Source organism: Kitasatospora cathayae, assembly GCF_027627435.1.
GTDB classification, from domain to species: Bacteria; Actinomycetota; Actinomycetes; order Streptomycetales; family Streptomycetaceae; genus Kitasatospora; species Kitasatospora cathayae.
In genome coordinates, this window is the sequence record NZ_CP115450.1 from 2,843,955 (window position 1) to 2,867,867 (window position 23,913).

The following is a 23,913-nucleotide window of genomic DNA, read 5'->3' on the forward strand; positions in this document are numbered from 1 at the left end:
CCACGAGGGGGAAGGGGCCGGGGCACGCGGGCTTTGCCCTGCGCGCCCCGACTGCCTGGGTCGGCTCGGGAGGTGGGGGCGGGGTGCTGGGGCGGTGAAAGTGTTGCGCGGTCAGGGGGCCCTGGGGCCGGGGTGGGTGGTCCTGGCAACGACCGAAAACCACCCGCCACTACCATGGTGCCGAATCTCACCCGTCCCACCGGACCGTGGACGGTACCGGCAGGGGGACGCTTCCAGACATGACGGGGAATCAGATGGCAGGGGATCACCCTACGCCGGGTGCGGGCGACGCAGCCGGCAGCGGCCCGCAGGAAAACCGGGGCGTTTCGTTCGGGCGCCCGGCAGGCGGCGTGGATCCTGCCGCCGTCGCGGACCAGATGACACAGCTCGACGGCTCGGCGATCCCGGGTCAGGCCGCGCCCGTCGGCCCGCCGCCGCCGGCCCAGCCGCCCGCACCGCCGGCGCAGCCGCCGATGGGCGGTGCCGACTACGCGGCGTACGCGCCGACCGCGGTCGGCGGGTTCCCCGCGCAGACGCCGCCTCCCGGTGCGCCGATCGGCCCGTACGACCCGGTGCCCGGGGGCGGTTACGCCACGCCGGACGCCTCCCAGGGCTACGGGTACGACTACCAGCAGCAGGCCGGGTACACCTACCCGGGTGTGCCGGTGCCCGCAGCTCCCAAGCAGCGCAACCCCGTGATGCTGTGGGGCGGGATCATCGGCGGCGTGCTGGCGATCGCCATCGTGATCGGACTGGTCGTCCTGCTCCAGCCGAGCCCCAAGCCCAACCCGAACCCGGGCCCCGTGGCCGACTCGGGCGGCACCAGTACCAGCACCTCCGCCGGCGGAACCCGCGGGACGACCGGCAGCACCACGCCCGACTCGTCCAACGCCACGTACAAGATCGCCTGGAACACCGACAAGGACCCCAACGCGGACTCGTCCTCGCAGCTGCTCGGTGTCTGGGGTTCCACCTCGGGCTCCGACTCGTTCGCCGTGCGCGCGGACACCACCGGCATTCGGGCGTACAACCTGGCGGACGGCAAGCAGGCCTGGAACGTCCCGGTGCCGTCCGGCAGCAAGGAGCTGTGCACCGCCTCCCGCTCGCGCAACGCCAAGAACATCATCGCGGTCTCCTTCAACACCGGTGACTACGACTGCTCCACCATCGGTGCCGTCGACATCGCCCAGGGCAAGCTGCTCTGGAGCGTCAAGGCCACCCCGGACAAGCTGTCCAACCCGGCCCTGAGCGTCACCGACAAGGTGGTCGCCGTCGGTTCCCTCGGCGCGCTGAACATCGACAACGGACAGTCCGTCTGGCAGTTCAAGGGGCGCGGCAAGGACTGCAGCGTGTACGGCGCCGCGGCCGGTTCCGTGATCGCGGCCAGCGACCGCTGCTACGACACCGGCCTCCAGAAGTCGGTGCTGCAGGTCGTCAACGCCGAGACCGGCAATCCCGTCAGCCAGGCGATCCCGCTCAACGGCCAGATCGAGCGCATCGACGCGGTCATCAGCACCCAGCCGCTGGTGGTCCTGATGTCCGGCGGCACGAACGGCGACTACATCCTGCCGTTCGACGACAGCTACAAGCCCGGAAACCCGATGTCGACCAAGGAGGCCGGCTCGGACAGCCTGCGCCTGTCCGGCCAGTCCGACCCCGTCAGCAACAACGTGGTCGTCGGCAAGACGCTGTACGTCCAGATCGACGGCGGCAAGTCGGGCATCAACGCGTACGACCTGGGCACCGGCAAGCGCCTCTGGGCCGTCAGCGCCCCGTCGTCCAGCGACGACATGCGGCTGGTCCCCGGCACCACCAAGGAGGGCAAGGTCCGGGCCATCGTCGGCCAGGGCTACGACAAGCCGGCCAAGCTGGTCGCGCTGTCGCCGAACGACGGCTCGATGAGCGACATCGGCACCATGTCGATGCCGAACGGCCTGGACATCGGGATGAGCATGGTCCAGTACTTCATTCCCGACGACAACAGCCAGGTGATCGCCTACCGTCGCAACAGCGGCTACGCGCCGCCGCTGACGAAGTGGTCGAAGTGACGTCGGGAGACTGACGTCCCCAGCAAGGGCGGGGCGGGTCCGGGCCGATGGTCCCGGGGCCGCCCCGCCTTCGGTTTATCCGGTCGGGGCACCCCTCGGGCATGCGAGGATTCGGTCCATCAGCCTGACGAAGGAGTGCAGCGAGTGCCCGGCACCAACCTGACCCGCGAGGAGGCCCGCACCCGGGCCGACCTCATCCGGGTGGACGCGTACGACATCGAGCTCGACCTCGGCTCGGCCCGCGAGGGCGGCACCTTCCGGTCCACGACCGTGGTCCGGTTCACCGCCACGACCCCCGGCGCCGACAGCTTCATCGACCTCGTCGCCCCGAGCGTCGAGGAGATCACCCTCAACGGCACCCCGCTCGACCCGGCGAGCTTCGCCGACAGCCGCATCCCGCTGCCCGGCCTGGCCGCCGAGAACGAGCTGCGGGTGGTCGCCAACTGCGCCTACAGCAACACCGGTGAGGGTCTGCACCGGTTCGTCGACCCGGTCGACAACGAGACCTACCTGTACACCCAGTTCGAGGTGCCGGACGCCCGGCGGGTCTTCGCGAACTTCGAACAGCCGGACCTGAAGGCCACGTTCGCCTTCACCGTGACCGCCCCCACCGGCTGGGTCGTGGTCTCCAACTCGCCCACCCCCGAGCCGGTCGGCGAAGGCGCCACCCAGGTCTGGAAGTTCGAGCCCACCGGCCGGATCTCCAGCTACATCACCGCGCTCGTCGCGGGCCCGTACGTGGGCGTCTTCGACGCCTACGAGAAGGGCGAGCAGCGCGTGCCGCTGGGCGTCTACTGCCGGCCCTCGATGCGCGAGTACCTGGACGCCGAGGCGATCTTCGCGGTCACCAAGCAGGGCTTCGACTACTTCCAGGAGAAGTTCGACTACCCGTACCCGTTCGCCAAGTACGACCAGCTCTTCGTCCCGGAGTTCAACGCCGGCGCGATGGAGAACGCGGGCGCCGTCACCCTGCGCGACCAGTACGTGTTCCGCTCCAAGGTCACCGACGCCGCCTACGAGGCGCGGGCCGCGACGATCCTGCACGAGCTCGCCCACATGTGGTTCGGCGACCTCGTCACCATGGAGTGGTGGAACGACCTCTGGCTCAACGAGTCCTTCGCGACCTTCGCCGAGGCCGTCTGCCAGGCCGAGGCCCCCGGCTCCAAGTGGCCGCACTCCTGGACCACGTTCGCCAACCAGATGAAGACCTGGGCCTACCGGCAGGACCAACTGCCGTCCACCCACCCGATCATGGCGGACATCAACGACCTGGAGGACGTCCAGGTCAACTTCGACGGCATCACCTACGCCAAGGGCGCCTCGGTGCTCAAGCAGCTGGTGGCGTACGTCGGCCAGGACGCCTTCTTCCAGGGCGTGCAGGCGTACTTCAAGCGCCACGCCTGGGGCAACACGCGGCTGAGCGACCTGCTCGGGGCGCTGGAGGAGGCCAGCGGGCGGGACCTGAAGGCCTGGTCCAAGGCGTGGCTGGAGACCGCGGGCATCAACGTGCTGCGGCCGTCCGTCGTGTTGAACACGGACGGTGAGATCGAGTCCTTCACGGTGCTGCAGGAGGCCCCGGCGCTGCCGGCCGGCGCCAAGGGCGAGGCCGTGCTGCGGCCGCACCGGATCGCGATCGGCCTGTACGAGCTGGTCGACGGCTCGCTGGTGCGGACGGACCGGATCGAGCTGGACCTCGACGGCGCGCGCACCGAGGTGCCGGAGCTGGTCGGGCGACACCGGCCGGCCGTCGTGCTGCTGAACGACGACGACCTGACGTACGCCAAGATCCGGCTGGACGAGGACTCGCTGGCCGTCGTCACCGAGAACCTCGGCGGCTTCACCGACTCGCTGCCGCGCGCGCTGTGCTGGGCCTCCGCCTGGGACATGACCCGCGACGGCGAGCTGGCCGCCCGCGACTACCTGTCGCTGGCGCTGTCCGGCATCGGGCGGGAGACCGACATCGGCGTCGTGCAGTCGGTGCAGCGCCAGGTCAAGCTGGCCCTGGACGCCTACGCCGACCCGGACTGGCGCGAGCAGGGCCTCGCCCGCTGGGCCGCCGCCGCCGAGGAGCACCTGCGCGCCGCCGAGCCCGGCAGCGACCACCAGCTGGCCTGGGCCCGCACCCTCGCCGCGGTCGCCCGCACGGACGGTCAGCTGGACCTGCTGGCCGGGCTGCTGGACGGCTCGATGGAGATCAAGGGCCTGGCGGTGGACACCGAGCTGCGCTGGACGCTGCTGACCCGGCTGTCCGCCACCGGCCGCGCCGACGAGGCCGCCGTCGTGGCGGAGCTGGAGCGCGACAACACCGCGGCGGGCCAGGAGCACGCGGCCACCTGCCGCGCCTCCCGCCCCACCGCGGAGGCGAAGGCGCAGGCCTGGGCCTCGGTGGTGGAGTCCGACAAGCTGACCAACTATGTGCAGGAGGCCGTGATCGCCGGCTTCCAGCAGTCGGACCAGCGGGAGCTGCTGGCGCCGTACGCGGAGAAGTACTTCGCCGCGGTGAAGGGAATCTGGGAGACCCGCAGCCACGAGATCTCGCAGCAGATCATCGTCGGGCTGTACCCGGCGCTGCAGGTGTCCCAGGCGACGTTGGACGCGACGGACGCCTGGCTGGCCTCGGCGGAGCCGGCGCCGGCGCTGCGGCGCCAGGTGGTCGAGGCCCGGGCCGGGATCGAGCGCGCGCTCAAGGCCCAGGCGGTCGACAAGGCGGCCGGGGGCCGCTGACCCTTCGTTGACCGGGCTCTGAATGCCTGAACCCTGAATGCCCGAAGGGGCGCCGGACGACTGGTCGTCCGGCGCCCCTTCGGGGTCGTGCGGGTCCTCGGTGGACTGTGCGTGCGGGTCCTTGGCGGACGCGGCGCGGCTACTTCTTCTTCTTGCCGTACGGCATGGCCGCCAGGCCCGCGATGATCGCGAACGCGGCGAGCGGGATCAGCACGTACAGGCCGATGGTCTGGCCGACGCTCAGGCCGGCACCCGGGTCGTCACCGTCGTCCCTGGTGAGGGCCATGGCGGGCGACGACAGCAGCATCATCAGCGTGACCGTTGCGGAGACCGCGCCGGCTCGCAAAGCGTTCCTCTTGTCCACGTTTCCAACTTACCCGCCGCTTACGGGAGGGCGCGCGTCGGGGTGGCGCCCGCCGTTCCGGTTACCGGTTCCGGGGGTGCGGCGGGGCCAGGAGGTGGGCGAGGAGGCGGGCGGTGGGGGTGGCGGCGAGGCGGTCGAGGGTGACCGGATCGCCCGCGCCGTCGGCGACCGGGAGGCGCCAGTTCGGGTACTGGTCCCACGTGCCGGGCAGGTTCTGCGGGCGCGGGTCTCCGACCAGGTCCGGCAGCCAGACGCCGACCAGCTCCGCCGGGGTGGAGCGGAGGAAGCGGTAGAGCACCGGCATCGACAGCTCCTCGCCCGGGGTGAGCAGCCCGAGAGCCGTCAGTTCGGCCCGCCAGTCGGCCAGCTCGGCGGCCGCCTCCTGCTGCTCCTCGGGGAGTGGGCGGGCCAGTAGGCCGAGCCGGTGCCGCAGCTCGACGTGCTCTCCGGAGAGCCGGGCGGCGGTGCTCGGCAGGTCGTGGGTGGTGAGGGTGGCCAGGCAGCCGGGGCGCCAGCGGTCGGGGGGCAGGATGCCGCCGCCGGCCTGCCAGTCCCGTTCGAACCAGAGCACGGAGGTGCCGAGGATGCCCCGGGCCGCCAGCTCCTCCCGTACGCCCGGCTCGACCGTGCCCAGGTCCTCGCCGATCACCGCCGTGCCGGCCCGGTGGGCCTCCAGGGCGAGCACGCCGAGCATCGCCTCGGCGTCGTAGCGGACGTAGGCGCCCTCGGTGGGAGGGTGGCCGTTCGGGACCCACCAGAGGCGGAAGAGGCCCATCACGTGGTCGATCCGCAGGGCGCCCGCGTGGCGGGTGGCCGCCCGCAGGAGTTCCGCGTACGGGGCGTAGCCGGCTGCGGCCAGGGCGTCCGGGCGCCAGGGTGGCAGGCCCCAGTCCTGGCCGTGGGCGTTGAAGGCGTCCGGCGGGGCGCCGACCGAGATGCCGCCGGCCAGCACGTCCTGGAGCGCCCAGGCGTCGGCGCCGTCCGGGTGGACACCGACGGCCAGGTCGTGGATCAGGCCGACCGGCATGCCGGCCTCTCGGGCGGTGCCCTGGGCGTGGGCGAGCTGCTGGTCGACCTGCCAGGCGAGCCAGCGGTGGAACTCGACCTGTGTTTCGAGTTCTTTCGCCGCCCGCTCGATCTGTGGGCCGTTCGGGTGACGCAAGTCCTTCGGCCAGTGGTGCCAGTCGGCGCCGTGGGCCTCGGCCAGGGCGTTCCAGAGCGCGTTCCGGCGCAGCCACTCGCCCTCGCGCCGCAGGAACGCCTCGTACGCCGCCTGGCGGCCGGGGCCGCGCGGGACCTCGTGGAGGAGTTCCAGGGCCTCGCGCTTGAGCGCCCAGACGGCGTCCCGGTCGACCAGGCCGTCGTGGGCGAGGACCTCGTCGCGCAGGCGGGCCGCCCGGCGGACGAGGTCGTCGGCCTGCCGGCGCTGTTCGGCGTCGAGGTAGGCGTACTCGGGGACGGCCTCGATCCGCAGGTGCACCGGGTCGGCGAAGCGACGGGAGGAGGGGCGGTACGGGGACGGATCGGAGGGCGTGCCGGGCGTCGCGGGGAGGGCCTGGTGCAGCGGGTTGATCTGCACGAAGCCCGCGCCGAGGCCGGCGCCCGCCCACTCGGCCAGTTCGGCGAGGTCGCCGAGGTCGCCCATGCCCCAGGAGCGGTCGGACAGGACGGAGTACAGCTGGGCGAGGAACCCCCAGCTGCGGCCGGGGAGTTGGGGGAGCTTCTCGGGGGCGACGATGAGCGGTGCGTGTTCGTTCTTGTTGTTGCTCTCCGCTCGCAGGGTGTGCCGCCCGAGCGGGAGGTCGGCGGGCAGCCAGTGCGAGTGGCCGCGCGGCAGCTCCCAACTGCCGCCGTCCTCCAGCTCGATGTGCAGCCGGGCGTCGACCGGCACGTCCAGCGCGTTGCGCCGCCCCTGCCGGACCACCACGCAGGGCGGCAGCAACCGGGCCTGCTGCTCGGCCCGGTGACGCTCCAGCGCCTCCCGCACCTCCTCCGGCGACCCCGCCGCCACCCCCAGCGCCCCCAGCACCGCCACCAGCGTCCGTGCCCCCACCGCCTGCCCGCCCGGCCCCGGGTACCGGGCGTCCACCCCGTACGCCTGCGCCAGCGCCAGCAGTTCGGCGGGTGGCGGCGGCGCGTCCTGCGATGGGACCTTCAGTCCGTCGGCTCCGTCACTGTCGTGGTAAGCGGCCACTCGCGGCTCCTGCGATGTCTCGGCAACGCCCGGTCAGGACTCCCAAGTCCTACCCGGGTGACGCCTCGATCACCCAGCGCGACACGGGAGCGCGGAGCCGATCGGCGGGGCCGCCGACGCGAAAGGTGACGGACGGTCAGAAAAATGGGAGATTTCATCGCAAAGTCGGCATAGCCGTCGGTGACGTTGACACCGGGTTGGGTAGCTGGTGGGGTTGCTCGCATTGTGGTCCAGGCCTGGCGAGGAGGCCCCTGTGCAAGCCCGTGTGTCCGTGGTGGCCGGGCGGCGGCTGCGGCAGCAGTTGGAGCAGACTCCGGCGCTGCGCGAGGTGCTGCACCATCCGGCGGCGTTGGCGGCCCGCCGGGCGACGGCGCGGACGTGCCGTCAGCTGGCGCCGAAGACCGCGGACCGGGTGATCGCCGATCTGAAGGGGACGGAGCCGCTGTTGGCATCGGTGCGGGCGGAGCGTGCGGCCGGGCGGCCGGGGCGGCGGGCGATGCAGATCGCGGCCGGGGTGGTGACCGCGGCGGTGGTCGGCGGGCTGCTGGCCGGGCCGCTGCCGTCGACCGCGTACGCGGCGACGCCCGGAACGGACGTGGTGAGCACCGCGCCGCAGACGCCGCTGGGCAGCGTGACCAACCCGCAGGTGTTCCCGCACCCGCAGGAACAGACCGTGGCGGGCAAGCCGGTCACCGTGCCGGCCGCCGTGACGCTGGTGACCGCGCCCAAGGCCGACCGGGGCGCGGTGGACGCCGTCCGCGAGGTGTTGACCATCGCCGGGGCCACCGACGTGACCCCGCAGGCGGACGGCGGGACGCCGGCCGCCGGCTCGCTGGTGGTGTACATCGGCGGTCCCGCCGAGGGCGCCGAGGGCGAGGTGGACCGGACCCTGCGCCAGCTGACCGCCGCGGCCGCCGGCAAGGACGGCACCGCGCCCTCCACCGCGGGCATGCCGGCCGGCGGCTACGTGCTGGCGGCCGGTCAGCTGCCGGCCCGGGGCGGCGGGACGTACGGCGCGGTGGTTCTGGCGGGCGCGGACGCGGCCGGCACCTTCTACGCCGCGCAGAGCCTGCGCCAGCTGCTCGCCGCCGTACCGGCCGGGCAGGGCCAGGGGCCGGGCGCGGCCGGGCTCGGGCTGCCCGGGATCACGCTGCGGGACTGGCCGAGCGGCGCGGCGGTGCGCGGCACCGCGGAGGCGTTCTACGGCACCCCGTGGACCGCCCAGCAGCGGCTCGACCAGGTGGACTTCCTGGGCCGCTCCAAGCAGAACTTCTACCTCTACGCCCCGGGTGACGACCCGTTCCGGCTCAGCCGCTGGCGCGACGCCTACCCCGCCGACCAGCAGTCCGACCTGCGCGCGCTCGGCGACCGGGCCCGGCAGAACCACGTCACCCTCGGCTACGCGATCGACCCGGGGCAGTCCCTCTGCTTCAGCTCGGACGACGACGTCGACGCGCTGGTCAGGAAGCTGGACGGGCTGCGCAAGCTCGGCTTCACCGCGTTCCAGCTGCAGTTCCTGGACGTCAGCTACGACGAGTGGCACTGCGGCGACGACCGCGACGAGTACGGCACCGGTCCGGCCGCCGCCGCCAAGGCCCAGGCCGCGCTGGTCAAGAAGGTGCAGGACCGGCTGATCGCGAAGAACCCGGGCCTGGCACCGCTGTCCGTCGTCCCGACCGAGTACCACAAGCAGGGCCCCACGCCGTACCGCAAGGCGCTGGCCGACGCGCTGCCGACCGGCGTGCAGGTGGCCTGGAGCGGCGGCGGGGTGATCCCGGAGAAGATCACCGGCGCCCAGACCTCGGACACCGGCAGCCTGTACGGGCACCCGCTGGTCACCATGGACAACTACCCGGTCAACGACGCCAGCCCGGACCGGCTCTTCCTCGGCGCCTACACCGGCCGCGAGCCGGAGGTGGCGACCCGCTCCGCGGTGCTGCTGACCGGCGCGATGCAGCAGCCGGTGGCCTCCCGGATAGCCCTCGCCACGGCCGGCGACTTCGCCTGGAACCCGACCGGCTACCAGCCCGACCAGTCCTGGCAGGCCGCGGTGCGCTCGCTGGCCGGGCCGACCGGCGCCGCCGCCACGCCCGCCGGGTCGGCGCTGTCCGCCGTCACCGCGCTGGCCGGCAACAGCACCTCCTCCCCGCTGGCCAAGCAGGAGTCCGGCTACCTGCAACCGCTGCTGGACCAGTTCTGGGCCAATGCCGAGCCCACCTCCGGCGCGGCCCCGGACCTGACCAAGCTGATCGCGGCGGCGGCCCCGCTGCGGAACGCCTTCACCGCGATGGCGGGCGCCCAGGAGACCCTCGCCGGCACCCAGGCCACCGCCCAGCTGGCCGCCGAGGCCGGCCCCTGGCTGGGCCCGCTGCGCGACTACGGGCAGGCCGGGCAGGCCGCGCTGGACATGCTGCTGGCCCAGCACGGCGGCGACGGCGCGGCGGCCTGGAAGGCCCGGGTGCAGCTCAACCGGCTGCGCGCGCAGCTCGCCCAGGCCCCGGCGACGATCGGCGCGGGTGTGCTCGGCCCGTTCCTGGACCGCGCCGTGCGCGCCGCCGACAACTGGTCCGGCGTGGTCAGCGGCGGGGTCACCCCGACCACCAGCATGGGCACCGCGCACGACCACATGCCCGCGCTGATGACCGACGGCCAGGCCGACACCTTCTACTGGAGCTCCGCTCCCCCGCAGCCCGGCGACTCGGTCGGCGTCGACCTCGGCGCGGGCCGGCCGATCAGCGGCGTCACCGTGCTGATGGGCGGCTGGGGCGACGGACCGGACGCGCAGAACGCCGTGGACGACTACATCCGCGACGGCGTGCTGGAGTACTCCACCGGCGAGGGCGGCTGGCAGCAGCTCGCCGTGGTGAAGAACCAGAAGACGGTCAGCGCCCAGCTGCCGGCCGGCACCGTGGTGCGGGCCGTACGGCTGCGGGCCACCGCCGCGCAGAAGACCGCCGTCGCGGTGCGCGAGTTCACCGTCACCGCCCCGGACGAGTCCCCGGCCAGCGTCTCCGGCGGGCCGGCCGCGCTGCCCGGCTCCTCGGCCGCGGCCGTCCTGGACGGCAACCCGGACACCGCGTACCGCGCCGCCGCGCCGCCCACCGCGCTGGACGAGCCGCTCACCGTCGAGCTCGGCAGCGCCCGTCCGCTGGACCGGCTCACCGTGCTGACCGACCCGACCGTGCACGCCACCGCCACCGTCGCGGTGCGCCGCTCCGACGGCAGCTGGGTGGACATCGGCACCGTGCAGCCCGGCTACAACGAGCTGCCGGCCGGCGGGCAGCTCGCCGACGCGTTCCGGCTGACCTGGAAGCCCGGCGGCGACCCGCCGGTGGTCAACCAGGTCATCCCCTGGTACGCGGACGCCCCGGCGGCCCGGCTGAGCCTCACCGACCCGGCCCTGGACGTGGTCATCGGCGCCGCCTCGCCCGCCAAGACCCAGGCCACCGTCGAGGCCGGGCGCCCCGAGGGCACCACCGGCGAGCTGCGCACCGAGGTGCCGGCCGCCGCCAAGGGCCTGACCGTGACCCCGTCCGGGGCGGTGACCGTGCCGCGCGGCGGCCGGGTGGGGGTGCCGCTGCTGGTCGCCGCCGCGTCGGGGACGCCCGCCGGGACGTACCAGGTGCCGGTGTCGTTCGTGGCGGGCGGCACCACCGTGAAGCAGGTGCTGCAGGTGCACGTGGTGCCGCCGACCGGCGGGCCGGACCTGGCGCTCGGCGCGCAGGCCAGCTCCTCGGGCGACGAGACGCCGAACTTCCCGGCCTCGGCGGTCACCGACGGGGACCCGAAGACCCGCTGGTCCTCGCCGGCCAAGGACGACGCCTGGGTGCAGCTCGCGCTGCCGCAGACGGCCCACCTGGGCTCGGCGGTGCTGCACTGGCAGTCCGCGTACGCCTCCTCGTACAAGATCCAGGTCTCGGCGGACGGCAGCAGCTGGACGGACGCGGCGACGGTGGACAACGGCAAGGGCGGCGACGAGACGGTGCGCTTCGACGCGCCGGGCGTCCGGTACGTCCGGATGCAGGGCGTGGCGCGGGCCACCAAGTTCGGCTACTCGCTGTACGGCATCGAGCTGTACGCCGTCACGACTCCGGCCGCGCCGACGCAGCCGCCGGCCAACCAGCCGGGGCAGCCCGGCCAGCCGGGGGCATCCGGGGCGCCGGTCGCGCCGGTCGCACCGGTCGCCCCGGTCGCGCCTCCGGTGACGAAGCCGTAGCGGTAGCCGGACCCGTCGGCTCCCCAAAATGCGGCGGGCCGCCGGGCTCCCCTTCGCGGGGGGCCGCGGCGGCCCATGAGGCGCGTACCGACGGTGTGACGGGCGGGCCCTTTGTGTCGCTTCGGTCAGGCGGAGAGCGGTTCGGGCTGCTCGCCGCGGCGGACGGGGGCGGGGTGGGCGGCGTGCGCCCGGCCGATCGGGACGGAGTGGGTCGGCTCGGTATGGTCGTGGTGCTCGTACTCGCCCCACTGCGGGGCGCGCAGCTGGTCGCCGCCGCCGTACGGTTCCAGGTAGGGCCGCCAGCGCGGGTCCTTGATCCCGGTGCCGATGATCCGCCAGGCGAGGCCGCTGGGCGGTGCGGGCGGGCGTTTCATCCGCCAGCCGAGTTCGGTCAGGTGGCGGTCGGCCTTGGTGTGGTTGCAGCGGCGGCAGGCCGCCACCACGTTGTCCCACCGGTGCTGGCCGCCCCGGCTGCGCGGGATGACGTGGTCGACGCTGGTGGCGGCGGCCCCGCAGTAGACGCAGCGGCCGTGGTCGCGGGCGAACAGCGCCCGGCGGGTGAGCGGGACGGGCCCGCAGAACGGGACCCGGACGAAGCGGGTCAGACGGACGACGGACGGCGCCGGTAGGGCGCTGGTGGCGCTGTGCAGAGTGACTCCGGTGTCCTCCAGGCTGACCGCCTTGTGGTTGAGGACCAGGATGAGTGCGCGGCGCATCGATACGACGCCGAGTGGCTCGTAGGACGCGTTGAGGACCAGGACATGCGGCACGGATGCCTCCTTGGACGCCTGCGGCGCGTGGCTCGCGCCGGGACGAGCGGTTGGATCCCGCAACGAGTGCGCGATCTCCCCCAGTGTCGCCTTACGCGGTTGTACGGCGCCACCACTCCTGTGTAACGGCGCTGGTGTGAACTCCGGGTGTGGTGTGTGTCATAGCCGGTATGCCCGGGGGAAGGTCGGGTTGCACCCGGGTGGCGCCGGGGCGGGGCGCGGTGGCCGGGCCGGGGCGCGGCTCGGCCGGTCGGAGCAGACCGTTGGGCCGTACGGCGGCGGGGCTGCGGCCGTACGGGGTGGTGGGGGCGGTGGTGGGGCCGGTGGTGCGGGGGTGGTGCGGGGGTGGTTCGGGGGCCGTGCCGGGATGGTGGCCGGGGGAGCGCACCGGGGCGTTGACGGGGCGTCCGGAATGGTGCGTACGCCCGTCGGCGTGTCCAGGAGGGTGTTCGGTAACGGATAGGCTAAGGCGCACGGTCCGCGGGCCGCTTGCGCGGCGGCGGCCGGTCACGCCCCCTGCAAGGAAGGTCCCGCACGTGTTCCGCTCCGGCGCCACCGGTCCGATCGACGCGTCCTCGGCGTTCTCCACCCCGACGCCGGCCCCCTCCCCCACCGCGCCGGAGCTGCCGCAGCTGCGGATCCCCACCAGCGCGCAGGACGTCACCGACACCACCAAGCAGGCGGCCAGCTGGTTCGACACCCACTGGGCGAGCTGGCTGGCGGGTGGCCTGCAGATCGTCCTGATCATCGTGCTGGCGCTGGTGCTGCGGGTCGTGGTGAGCAAGCTGATCACCCAGCTGATAGCGCGGATGGCGCGCAGCCACGACCAGCACGAGGAGAGCCGGCTCGGCGGACTGCTGGCCAACCACGGGGTGGTGAACCCGGAACGGCGCCAGCAGCGCTCGGAGGCGATCGGCTCGGTGCTGCGCAGCATGGCGTCCTTCACCATCCTGGGCACGGCCGCGCTGATGGTGCTCTCCGCGCTGGGGATGAACCTGGCACCGCTGCTGGCCAGCGCCGGGGTGGCCGGTGTGGCGATCGGTTTCGGCGCCCGCAACCTGGTGACGGACTTCCTCTCCGGGGTCTTCATGATCATGGAGGACCAGTACGGCGTCGGCGACGAGATCGACACCGGCGTGGCCACCGGCACGGTCCTGGAGGTCGGCCTGCGGGTGACCAAGCTGCGCGGCGCCAACGGCGAGATCTGGTACATCCGCAACGGCGAGGTGAAGCGGATCGCCAACATGAGCCAGGGCTGGGCGACCGCCTCGGTGGACGTGCAGGTCGGCTACAAGGAGGACCTGCAGCGGGTCGAGGACCTGATCCAGCAGACCGCCGAGGGGCTGTCCAAGGAGGCCCCGTACGACGAACTGGTCTGGGCGCCGGTGTCGATCCTCGGCGTGGAGTCGGTGGCGGCGGACTCGGTGATGGTGCGGATCGAGGCCCGGACCGCCCCGGGCAAGGCCCCGGTGGTCGCCCGGGCGCTGCGCCAGCGGCTGAAGACCGCCTTCGACCAGGCCGGCATCAAGGTCAAGGAGGAGGCGACGGCGGTGGCCACCGGGGTGGCGATCACCTCCGTGGAGCCCTCGCCGCCGTCGGCGCTGTCCGACCCGACCTCGCCCCGCTACCGTGCGGCCGAGCCGATCCCGCAGCCCAAGCCGCCGACGGACGACCCGACGCTCCAGAAGCCGTAACCGGGACGGGATATCGGATCGGCTGAATACACACCTTCCCTACCGGGGGACCGGCGGGAGGTTGGTGAGCGTGCGCAGAGCCTGATCACGGGCGCGGAAGCCGAAGCTGATGAGGGTGACACTTTCCCCGGCACCGAGTGGCGTCCGGCCGTGCGGCGTGAGTGCGCCGTCGAACACGACGCAGTCACCCACGCCGAGATCGCATTCGAGATAGCCGTCGGCGTTGATGAACACGGTGGTGCTGGCCCTGGGCGCGCCTGTGAGGCGAGCGTGGTTGAGGCAGAGGATCAGGTTGACCTCACCGAATCCGAACTCGTCAACGTGGAAGTCGAGGAACTGCCCTTCCTCGTAGCCGATGTAGACACCGGTGTGCGGCTGCTCGACTTTCAGGCCGGTGGACCGTGCGACGACCGCGGCGAGATCGGTCTGTGCGGCGAACCGGTTCGCGGCGTCGTCGGCGGGCGCGTTCCACTTGCCGTTGTGGAGGTAGCCGTCAGCGGCGACGGCCTCTTCGGCCTCCACCGCCATGGCGGCGATCAGCTCAGCGGGAAACGGCTGATCACGCAGGTGGCGCGGTTGCGCGCGCTGGTGCGCGGCGAGCCCGCGCACAGCGTCCCGGAGGTCGGGGAGGTCCTCTGCCCACCGGGCCTGCGTCCGGACCGTGGTGCGGGACCGGAGCCATGCGGTCCACTGGCGGCTCCACAGGCTCGGTGCGACGAGGTCTGCCGCCGATGCGTCGGCCTGCCCGATCAACGTCTCCACCCGAGCGAGTGCGGCCTGCGTGGACTCGATCAGCTCGGCGTCCCCCTTGGCGATCCGCAGCCGCAGCGCTTCTTGGAGATGGGCCTGGGCATCCGCGAGATCGCCGCGTTCCATCAGGTGCTTACCGGTGTGCTGGAGCGCGAAGTCAACCAGTTCCGGGTGCTGGCTTCGCGCGGTGTTCAGGGCACTGCGGTAGAGCGCGTCCGCAGTCTGCACGTCACCGGCGTAGCGGTGCGCGTCACCGAGGTTGAGCACGGTGGCGACGACGGCCCGGGTGTTGCCGATCGCTGCGGCGAGGTCGAGCGACTGCCGGAGGATCGTACGGGCCTCCTCGTGGTGGCCCAGGCACATCTGGCCGATGCCGATCCACCTGGTCAGGACCCGAGCACGCGCGGGGTCGCTCTCCTCGGACAAGGCCCGCAGTTCCTCGTGGAGTTGGCCGACTGCGGCGGTCAGCTCGTTCCAGTCGGTGGGGACCATACGCAGGCCGTCGTCCTGGTCGATGAGGTGCTTGAGCACTGGATCTTCTTTCGTTCGGTTCTGCTCAGCGTGACAGCTGGTCGGTGTGGTGACGCAGGTCGGCCAGCAGCTCCACTCCGTGCGGGGAGAAGTACTCACGCAGGAGTTCGAGTTCGCGCATGAGGTAGCGGACAGCCGGCAGGCCCTCGTCGTAGGCGCTCTGGAAGCTCGCGCGCTCAGTGGGCGTCAGGTCGTCGCGGCGCAGTTCGGTCCGGCCACGGTCACGGGTTCACTGAGAAGAGAACGGGCGTGCTCCGCGTAGGGGGTGCCTGACTTCACCAGGCGCTCCATCAGGGCGTGGCATGGCTGGCCTTCGACGCCGGCGACAACGTCCGGGCCAAGAAGCATTGGAAGCACGCACTCACCCGAGCCGAGGAACTGCAGGACAACTCGCTGGCCGTAGTGGTGATGGCGTCCATGGCGCTGATGAGTCTTCGAGAACGCGAGCCTGGTACCGCGCTCGATCTCGCCCGCGCCGCACAGTCGAAGGCCGCGTCGTGGGCGCCCCCATCGCTGATGTCCATCCTGATGACCCGGGAGGCCCGTGCTCACGCGATGATGGGCGACCCCGTCAGGGCCCGATCGACATTGGCGCAGGCGACTCGCACCTTCGAGCAAGAACGCCACGAGCGACCGGTGCCCGACTGGACGGTGTTCCACGGGCCGGCTGAGTTGGCGCTGGCGCAGGCATCCCTCTTCACGGAAGCGGGGCATCACAAGGCGGCCGTGGACTGGCTGCGGCGCTCGCTCCAACACCAGGAAACGAATTACGCGCGGAACGAGGCACTGGTGCGGTTCAGCCTCGCCGGGGCGCTCGCGCAAGCAGGTGAAGCCGAGGAGTCGGCCCACGAACTCACCTCGGGAGCCGTCCTGCTGACCGAGGTGTCGTCCGGCCGGGCTCGCACATCGATGGAGGAGGCGCACGCCCACCTGAAGCTGTTGAATCCCTCCCTGGCCGCTGCCAGCACCGCCCACCTGATCGCCTAAAAGGAGAATCGTGCAGACGCCCGCCTTCGAGACCTTCACAGATCCGGATGCTGCTGCCCGAGCGCTGGACGAGATAGCACCGCTGTACGAGCAGGTGTTCGCGGAGCCGCCCTACTTCGAGGGGCCCCGCGACCTGGCCGGATTCCTGCAGGGCTACGAGTCGTTCCGGACCATGCCCGGCTTCCGACTGGTGCTGGCTCGCTCAGGTGCTGCGTTGGTCGGGTTCGCTTTCGGTGTCCTGCTCCAGCCGGACAGCCGTTGGTGGAACGGCCTCGGCTTGGACGAGGGCTTCACCCGCGAAGACGGACATCGAACGTTCGTGATCCGAGAAATCGCCGTGGCTCCGGAGCAGCGTCGGCGGGGGTTGGGCCGGGAACTGCACGCAGCCGTACTCAAAGGGGCCCAGGTGGAGCGCGTGACGCTTGCGGTCCGGCCCGAAGCACATGCTGCGATGAAGATGTACGAAGCCCTCGGTTATCGAGACCTGGGCGACAAGCCCCCGGCCTGGGAAGGGGCCCCGGTGTACCGCTACATGGTCCGATAGCCCGCTACTTGGCCCCGGACGGATTCGTCCGCTGTTTGCTCGTGCCTCGATGCTTCCCTTGTCGCTTCTCGGTACGCGCAGGCGGGCCACCCAGGGAACTACCTTGTCAGGTGGTCGAACTCGCCTTCCTTGATGCCGAGCACGGCTCGTCGACGACGACGGGCCGACGCACGTGATCGGCATCGACAGGCGGGCGCGGATGACCCTCGCGTCTCCCGAACGAGCCTTGCGCCACTTCTCCGGGCGGCCGGGGATCACCTCGCGGCTCGTCTGGCTCGCGCAGTCGCGTGCCGCCGGGTTGGACCGGGCCCAAGCCGCCTGACCTTCGACCTACTGGTGCGCCCTCCAGCCGGTGATCTGGCGCGTTCGCGAAAGACCTGGCGGACCAGATCCAGGGCGCGGGCCAGCCCGGTTTTCGCTGTTCGCTTTGCCTTCCCCTGGGCTCGAGCGGCCCGGCCGCCGCCGGCAGGACCGCCCACCCGTCGCTGCGGGTGTCGTTCCACGGCGCGCTGGGGGACGACACCCGGAATAGCAAAATTTCAGCGCCCCCTCGACATCCTAAGGGGACATCAAGAACAGAAAGAAAATGGCCCACTGTCTCCTTGACTTCTGCGCAGGAAGTCGGTCTGGCCGACTTCCTGCGCAGGGTCCCGGAAATGCCGTCGCCGCTTCGGCCATGCCGAAGCGGCGACGGGCGACAGGGGCGACGGGTGGGTGGGTTTACCTTTCGATGCCGCCCGCCTCGCCACCCGGGCGAGGCGGGCAGCAAAAAGTAGAGCCTTCCTCTATCCCGGATAATGATTGGGGGCTTCTTGTGGCGGGCCCCTCGATCTACCGAGGGGCCCGTCATAGTCGCAGCCTTCTTCCGCGCCTCGTTCATTGGCGGATCACCCCCTCTTATTCATGGAGGGTGATCCGCTTCCTTTATTTAACATAATTCCCTTCAAAGGCCGAACGAGTGTGCAGCCGGTCGCGCCGGGGCGGGGGCACGGGCTCTCGGGTTGCCGGTAACGCTTCGGCATCTGGCGCACCGTCAGGCATTGACACCCCGCTGAGGGGGACCGTACGGTCCTGTACCAAGCGACTGGAAAGTTTCCTAACAGTTCACGTCGATCGGTCGGGAGGGGAGGATTCCGGGCATGACCAAGAGCACCGCCAAGGCTCCCCTCGCCGGCACCCCCAGTCTGTTGCGCGCCATCAACGACCGCGCCGCCCTCGAACTGTTGCTGGAGAACGGGCCGCTGTCCCGTACCCAGATCGGGGCGCTGACCGGGCTGTCCAAGCCCACTGCGTCCCAGTTGCTGGCGCGGCTGGAGGCGGCCGGGCTGGTGGTGCCGGTGGGTACCACCGAGGGTGGGCCGGGGCCCAACGCGCAGCTGTACCAGGTGAATCCGGCTGCCGGCTACGTCGCCGGGGTGGACGTCACCAACAGTGGGATCAGGGTCGCCGTCGCCGACATCACCGGCGGCACGGTGGCCGAGCACAGCGTGTCCACCAGGGGCGTCCCGGCCGCGGAGACCGTGCCGGGGGTGGCCGCCGCCGTGGCCGAGACGGTCCGCGTCGCCGGGCTGCCGGCGGGGAGCCTGCGCACCGTCGCGATCGGCGTCGGCGGAGCGCCGGATCCGGTGACCGGCAAGCTGCACTACGCCTCCCACCTGCCCGGTTGGCACTCGCCCAGACTCGTCGAGGAGCTGACCGAGGCGATCGGCGCGCCGGTGTCGATCGAGAACGACGTGAACCTGGCCGCGGTCGCCGAGCAGGTCTCCGGCGCGGCGGCCGGCTTCGAGGACTTCGTCCTGCTCTGGGCCGGGGCCGGCGTCGGCGCCGCGATCGTGCTCGCCGGGCGGCTGCACCGCGGCTTCACCGGCGGCGCCGGCGAGGTCGGCTACATGCCGGTGCCCGGCTCACCGGTCGAGTGGGACGCCCGCCGCCGCAAGTTCGGCGGCTTCCAGGCCCAGGTCGGCGCACCCGCCGTCCGGGCCCTGGCGCGCGAGCACGGGCTCGGCGCGCCCAGCGCGGAGGAGTCGATCGCCAAGGCCCTGGAGACCCCGGGCGCCGGTGACGCCTTCCTCACCGAACTGGCCGGACGGCTCGCCGTCGGGCTGTCCGTGATCGTCGCCGTGGTCGACCCCCAGCTGGTGGTCCTCTCCGGCGCGGTGCCGAGCGCCGGCGGAATGCGGCTGCGCGCGCTCGTCGAGGACGAACTGGCCCGGATCTGCCTCGCCCGTCCGGAGATCCGCAGCAGTGCCCTGCCCGGCTCGCCCGTCCTGCTCGGCGCCCTGCAGCGTGCCCTCACGGACGCCCGCGAGTCGGTCTTCTCCACCCACTCCTGATCCACTCCCCGCGCTCCTGCACCCACCGCTCCCCGACCCCCTACGCGGGCCACGAGGCGATGACGCCTGCCCGCGCACCCCCAGGAGGACCTCGAAGTGCACCCCACCACCTCCCGCAGAGGCCGCCGCACGATCGCCGCCGTCGCCGGCGGCGCAGTCCTGGCCCTGTTCGCCTCCGCCTGCACCGGTTCCAGCGAGTCGGGCGGCAGCGACGACTCCGCCAGCGGCAAGGACGTCACCATCACCTTCTGGCACGGCTGGAGCCAGGACAGCGAGGTGAAGGCGATCAACGACACCATCGCCGCCTTCGAGAGGGCCCACCCCAACATCCACGTCAAGCCGGTGGGCAACGTCGCGGACGACAAGGTCAACCAGGCCCTGCGGGCCGGCGGCGACGACGCGCCGGACGTGGTGTCCTCCTTCACCACCAACAACGTCGGCATGTTCTGCTCGACCAAGGCCTTCGTCGACCTCAAGCCCCAGCTGCAGAAGAGCGGCATCGATCCGGCCAGGACCTTCCCGGCCGCGATGCTCGACTACACGCGGTTCCAGGGCAACCAGTGCTCGCTGCCGCTGCTCGGCGACGCCTACGGGCTGTACTACAACAAGAAGGCCTTCGCCGCGGCCGGGATCGCGAACCCGCCCAAGACGTTCAGCGAGTTCGCCGACGACGCCAAGAAGTTGACCATCGCCGACGGCGACTCGTACAAACAGCTCGGCTTCATGCCGCTGTACCACGGCTACGAGTCCACCACCGAGCACTTCCTCGGCCAGTACGGCGCCACCTACTTCGGCGCCGACGGCAAGTCGAACCTCGCCACCGACCCCAAGGTCGCGGCGATGCTCAACTGGCAGAAGGGCCTGGTCGACCAGCTCGGCGGCTACGCCAGGCTGGACAAGTACCGGGCCACCTTCGGCGAGGAGTTCAGCGCCAAGAACCCCTTCCAGACCGGCCAGGTCGCGATGGCCATCGACGGCGAGTGGCGCACCGCCTCGCTCGCCGAGAACAAGCCCGACTTCGACTGGGCCACCGCGCCGTTCCCCGTCCCGGACGACCAGGCCGCAAGCTACGGCCGCGGCTACCAGACCGGCACCATCGTCGGCATCGCCAGCACCAGCAAGAAGCAGGCCGCGGCCTGGGAGTTCGTCAAGTTCCTGACCACCGACACCGACGCCGTGGTCGACTTCGCCAACGCGATCCACAACGTGCCCAGCACCTTCGACGCGCTCAGCTCGCCGAAGCTGGTCAGCGACCCCAGCTTCAAGACCTTCCTGGACGTCGCCAAGAACCCGAACTCGGGCACCACCCCGGCCAGCGTCAACGGCGGCGGCTACATCGTCTCCCTGCAGAACCTCGGCTACGACATCGAGTCGGGCAAGCAGACCGACGTCCAGGCGGGCCTCGCCGCCACCGCCAAGCAGATCGACACCGACATCGCCCAGGCGAAGTAGCGGGAACGGCCCACGGAGCTCCCCATGTCACTCGCGTTCGGCACCCGCAAGGGCGCTGGGGCGACCACCCCGGCGGCGCCCGCCACGCAGCACCTGCTGCGCCGGAAGCGCCGCCGGGAGACGGCCCGCACCCTCGCCTTCCTCTCCCCCTGGCTGATCGGGGTCAGCGTCTTCTTCGTCTACCCGCTGGTCTCCACCGCCTACTTCTCCCTCACCCAGTACAACGGCTTCGGCGCCCCGGCCTTCAACGGCCTCAAGAACTGGGACTACGTCCTCGACGAGCTGCCGACCTTCTGGCAGGGCCTGCGCAACACCCTGTGGCTGGTGCTGGTCATGGTGACCCTGCGGGTCGCCTTCGGCCTCGGCATCGGGCTGCTCATCACCAAGGTCAAGACCGGCGCCGGCTTCTTCCGCACCGTCTTCTACCTGCCCTACCTGGCCCCGCCGGTGGCCGCCACGGTCGCCTTCGCCTTCCTGCTCAACCCCGGCACCGGCCCGCTCAACCACCTGCTCGGCGAACTCGGGCTGCCGCAGCCCGGCTGGTTCGCCGACCCGGACTGGTCCAAGCCCGCGCTCACCCTGCTCGCCATGTGGGGCATCGGCGACCTGATGGTCATCTTCATGGCCTCGCTGCTGGACGTCCCCCAGGAGCAGTACGAGGCGGCCGAACTCGACGGCGCCGGCCCGTTCCAGCGGTTCCGGTACGTCACGCTGCCGAACATCTCGCCGATCATCATGTTCGCGGTGGTCACCGGGGTCATCCAGACCATGCAGTACTACACCCAGGCGATCGTCGCCGGGAAGGTCGCCAGCGGCATCGCCGGCAACTCCGGGCAGCAGTTCGAGCCCGGCTATCCCCAGGGCTCCACCTGGACCCTGCCGCAGATGGTCTACAACCTCGGCTTCCAGCGCTTCGACTACGGCGCCGCCTGCGTCGTCGCCCTGGTGCTGTTCGCCATCTCGATGGCCGTCACCTCGATCCTGCTCCGCCGCCGGTCCGGCTTCATGGCGAGCGACGACTAGCGCCACGACCAGAGCGACGACCAGCGGACGGATGAGGACCCTGTCATGACTCCCAGCTCCACACTGACCGAGCCGCCGGCCCGCACCGCCGGCGGCAGCGCCGCCGCCCGGGCCGCCCGGCGCCGCGCGCTGCTCAACTGGGTGGCCGTGCACGCGCTGGCGATCGCCGCCGCGCTGTTCTTCCTGCTGCCCTTCGTCTTCGTCTTCCTCACCTCGGTGATGAACGACCAGCAGGCGCTCACCACCGACTACTGGCCCGCCTCCTGGAACTGGGGCAACTACGGCAAGGTCTGGGACACCCCCGGCTTCCTCACCTGGTGGCGCAACACCCTGGTGTACGCCGGCGCCGGCACCCTGCTCACCGTCCTCTCCAGCCTGCCGGTCGCCTACGCGCTCGCCAAGTTCCGCTTCCGCGGCCGCAACCTGGCGCTGATGGCGGTCATCGCGATGATGATGCTGCCGCCGCAGGTCACCGTCATCCCGATGTACCTGTTCTGGGCCAAGCAGATGGGCCTGGGCGGCTCGCTCTGGCCGCTGATCATCCCGACGGCCTTCGGCGACGCGTTCTCGATCTTCCTGCTGCGCCAGTTCCTGCTGACCATCCCCAAGGAGTACCTCGAGGCCGCCCGGATCGACGGCTGCGGCGATCTGCGCACCCTCCTGCGGGTCGTCCTGCCGATGGCCAAGCCGGCCATCGCCGCCGTCGCCCTGTTCCAGTTCTTCTACTGCTGGAACGACTACTTCGGCCCGCAGATCTACGCCAGCGACAACCACGAGGCCTGGACGCTCAGTTACGGCCTGGAGTCGTTCAAGGCCGCCCACCACACCAACTGGAACCTCACCATGGCCGCCACCCTGCTGGTGATGGCCCCGGTGATCGTCCTCTTCTTCTTCGCGCAGAAGGCCTTCATCGAAGGCGTGACACTGACAGGGGTCAAGGGCTGATGTCCGCACTGAAGACGTCCGCGCTGAAGACGTCCGCACTGAAGTTGGCCATCGTCGGCGGTGGTTCGACGTACACCCCGGAGCTGATCGACGGCTTCGCGCGGCTGCGCGACACCCTGCCGATCGGCGAACTGGTGCTGATCGACCCGGCCGCCGAGCGGCTGGAGCTGATCGGCGGCCTCGCCCGGCGGATCTTCGCCCGGCAGGGGCACCCCGCCGCGGTGTCGGTGACCACCGACCTGACGGCGGGCGTCGCGGACGCCGACGCCGTACTGCTCCAACTGCGGGTCGGCGGCCAGGCCGCGCGCAACCAGGACGAGACCTGGCCGCTGGAGTGCGGCTGCGTCGGCCAGGAGACCACCGGCGCGGGCGGGCTCGCCAAGGCGCTGCGCACGGTGCCGGTCGTCCTGGACATCGCCGAGCAGGTCCGCCGGACCAACCCGGACGCCTGGGTCGTCGACTTCACCAACCCGGTCGGCATCGTCACCCGGGCCCTGCGGAACGCCGGCCACAAGGCCGTCGGGCTGTGCAACGTCGCGATCGGCTTCCAGCGCAGGTTCGCGGCCCACCTGGGGGTCGACCCGGAGCTGGTCCGGCTGGACCACGTCGGGCTCAACCACCTCACCTGGGAGCGCGGGGTGACCCTGCTGGACTCCCCCGGTTCGGTGAACGGGCGGGAGGTGCTGCCCTCGCTGCTGCGGGACTTCGGCAGGGAGATCGCCGACGACCTGCACCTGCCGCAGGCCTTCGTCCAGCGGCTCGGTGTGGTGCCCTCGTACTACCTGCGGTACTTCTACCAGCACGACCCGGTGGTCGAGGAACTCAAGGCCCAGGGCTCGCGCGCGGCGCAGGTCGCCGAGATCGAACGGCAGTTGCTGGAGCTGTACGCCGACCCCGCGCTGGACACCAAGCCCGAGCTGCTCGGCAAGCGCGGCGGGGCCTTCTACTCGGAGGCCGCCGTCCAGCTGATCTCGGCCCTGCTGGGGACCGGCGGCGGGACGTCCGTCCAGGTGGTCAACACCCGCAACGAAGGGGTGCTGCCCTTCCTGCCGGACGACGCCGTCATCGAGGTCCCGGCCGAGGTGGACGCCGCCGGGGTGCGGCCGCTGCCGCAGCGGCCGGTCGAGCCGCTGTTCGCCGGACTGATCGCCGCCGTCACCTCGTACGAGCACCTCGCGCTCGACGCCGCCCTGCACGGCGGACGCGACCGGGTCTTCGACGCCCTGCTCGCCCACCCGCTGGTCGGCCAGATCGAACTCGCCGACCAGCTCACGGACCGGCTGCTCGCCCACAACCGCGAGCACCTCGCCTGGGCCTGAGCGCCCGGGTGCCCGGCCC

At 71.7% G+C, this 23,913-nt stretch carries 15 protein-coding genes; 11 read left to right on the plus strand and 4 right to left on the minus strand.

Translation table 11 applies throughout. From position 1 onward, the window contains the following. Positions 1-377 precede the first annotated feature (377 nt). Both O1G21_RS12610 and pepN read left to right on the plus strand, forming a co-directional pair. A complete protein-coding gene (locus O1G21_RS12610; RefSeq protein ID WP_270143381.1) occupies positions 378-2,048 on the plus strand; it encodes an outer membrane protein assembly factor BamB family protein in 1,671 nt (556 codons plus the stop codon). Positions 2,049-2,192: 144 nt separating this feature from the next. After that, complete coding sequence (gene pepN, locus O1G21_RS12615; RefSeq protein ID WP_270143383.1) at positions 2,193-4,772, plus strand: aminopeptidase N; 2,580 nt, start codon at positions 2,193-2,195, stop codon at positions 4,770-4,772. A gap of 139 nt (positions 4,773-4,911) precedes the next feature. On the opposite strand, the gene O1G21_RS12620 is transcribed toward pepN, so the two are convergent. Both O1G21_RS12620 and malQ read right to left on the minus strand, forming a co-directional pair. Continuing rightward, positions 4,912-5,136, minus strand: a complete 225-nt coding sequence (locus O1G21_RS12620; protein ID WP_270143384.1) for a hypothetical protein — start codon at positions 5,134-5,136, stop codon at positions 4,912-4,914. 61 nt (positions 5,137-5,197) lie between these two features. Beyond that, complete coding sequence (gene malQ, locus O1G21_RS12625; protein WP_405000632.1) at positions 5,198-7,330, minus strand: 4-alpha-glucanotransferase; 2,133 nt, start codon at positions 7,328-7,330, stop codon at positions 5,198-5,200. A gap of 253 nt (positions 7,331-7,583) precedes the next feature. Between malQ and O1G21_RS12630 the strand changes: the two genes are divergently transcribed. Then, complete coding sequence (locus tag O1G21_RS12630; RefSeq protein WP_270143386.1) at positions 7,584-11,546, plus strand: beta-N-acetylglucosaminidase domain-containing protein; 3,963 nt, start codon at positions 7,584-7,586, stop codon at positions 11,544-11,546. Positions 11,547-11,671: 125 nt separating this feature from the next. On the opposite strand, the gene O1G21_RS12635 is transcribed toward O1G21_RS12630, so the two are convergent. Then, the gene (locus O1G21_RS12635; protein WP_030287845.1) at positions 11,672-12,316 is read right to left on the minus strand and encodes an HNH endonuclease; all 645 of its coding nucleotides are present in this window, start codon (positions 12,314-12,316) and stop codon (positions 11,672-11,674) included. Positions 12,317-12,852: 536 nt separating this feature from the next. Between O1G21_RS12635 and O1G21_RS12640 the strand changes: the two genes are divergently transcribed. Next, the gene (locus O1G21_RS12640; RefSeq protein WP_270143388.1) at positions 12,853-14,010 is read left to right on the plus strand and encodes a mechanosensitive ion channel family protein; all 1,158 of its coding nucleotides are present in this window, start codon (positions 12,853-12,855) and stop codon (positions 14,008-14,010) included. 39 nt (positions 14,011-14,049) lie between these two features. Here the strand turns inward: O1G21_RS12640 and O1G21_RS12645 are convergent, their stop codons facing one another. Continuing rightward, the gene (locus O1G21_RS12645) at positions 14,050-15,291 is read right to left on the minus strand and encodes a tetratricopeptide repeat protein (RefSeq protein ID WP_270143389.1); all 1,242 of its coding nucleotides are present in this window, start codon (positions 15,289-15,291) and stop codon (positions 14,050-14,052) included. 297 nt (positions 15,292-15,588) lie between these two features. Here O1G21_RS12645 and O1G21_RS12650 point away from each other — a divergent pair, with 297 nt between their 5' ends. The 7 genes from O1G21_RS12650 to O1G21_RS12680 all read left to right on the plus strand — a co-directional run bounded on the left by O1G21_RS12650 (position 15,589) and on the right by O1G21_RS12680 (position 23,894). Continuing rightward, on the plus strand, positions 15,589-16,278 hold the full coding sequence (locus O1G21_RS12650) for a hypothetical protein (protein WP_270143390.1): 690 nt from the start codon (positions 15,589-15,591) through the stop codon (positions 16,276-16,278). Between the two features lie 10 nt (positions 16,279-16,288). After that, positions 16,289-16,822: a GNAT family N-acetyltransferase gene (locus O1G21_RS12655; RefSeq protein ID WP_270143391.1), complete on the plus strand. Its 534-nt coding sequence runs from the start codon at positions 16,289-16,291 to the stop codon at positions 16,820-16,822. Positions 16,823-17,961: 1,139 nt separating this feature from the next. Then, a complete protein-coding gene (locus O1G21_RS12660; protein ID WP_270143392.1) occupies positions 17,962-19,155 on the plus strand; it encodes an ROK family transcriptional regulator in 1,194 nt (397 codons plus the stop codon). Between the two features lie 96 nt (positions 19,156-19,251). After that, a complete protein-coding gene (locus O1G21_RS12665) occupies positions 19,252-20,607 on the plus strand; it encodes an ABC transporter substrate-binding protein (protein ID WP_405000633.1) in 1,356 nt (451 codons plus the stop codon). Between the two features lie 24 nt (positions 20,608-20,631). Beyond that, positions 20,632-21,630, plus strand: a complete 999-nt coding sequence (locus O1G21_RS12670; RefSeq protein WP_270143393.1) for a carbohydrate ABC transporter permease — start codon at positions 20,632-20,634, stop codon at positions 21,628-21,630. Between the two features lie 45 nt (positions 21,631-21,675). Then, positions 21,676-22,575, plus strand: coding sequence for a carbohydrate ABC transporter permease (locus O1G21_RS12675; RefSeq protein WP_270143394.1), 900 nt, complete (start codon positions 21,676-21,678; stop codon positions 22,573-22,575). 38 nt (positions 22,576-22,613) lie between these two features. Continuing rightward, positions 22,614-23,894, plus strand: a complete 1,281-nt coding sequence (locus tag O1G21_RS12680; protein WP_270150948.1) for a 6-phospho-beta-glucosidase — start codon at positions 22,614-22,616, stop codon at positions 23,892-23,894. The last annotated feature ends 19 nt before the right edge of the window (positions 23,895-23,913 follow it).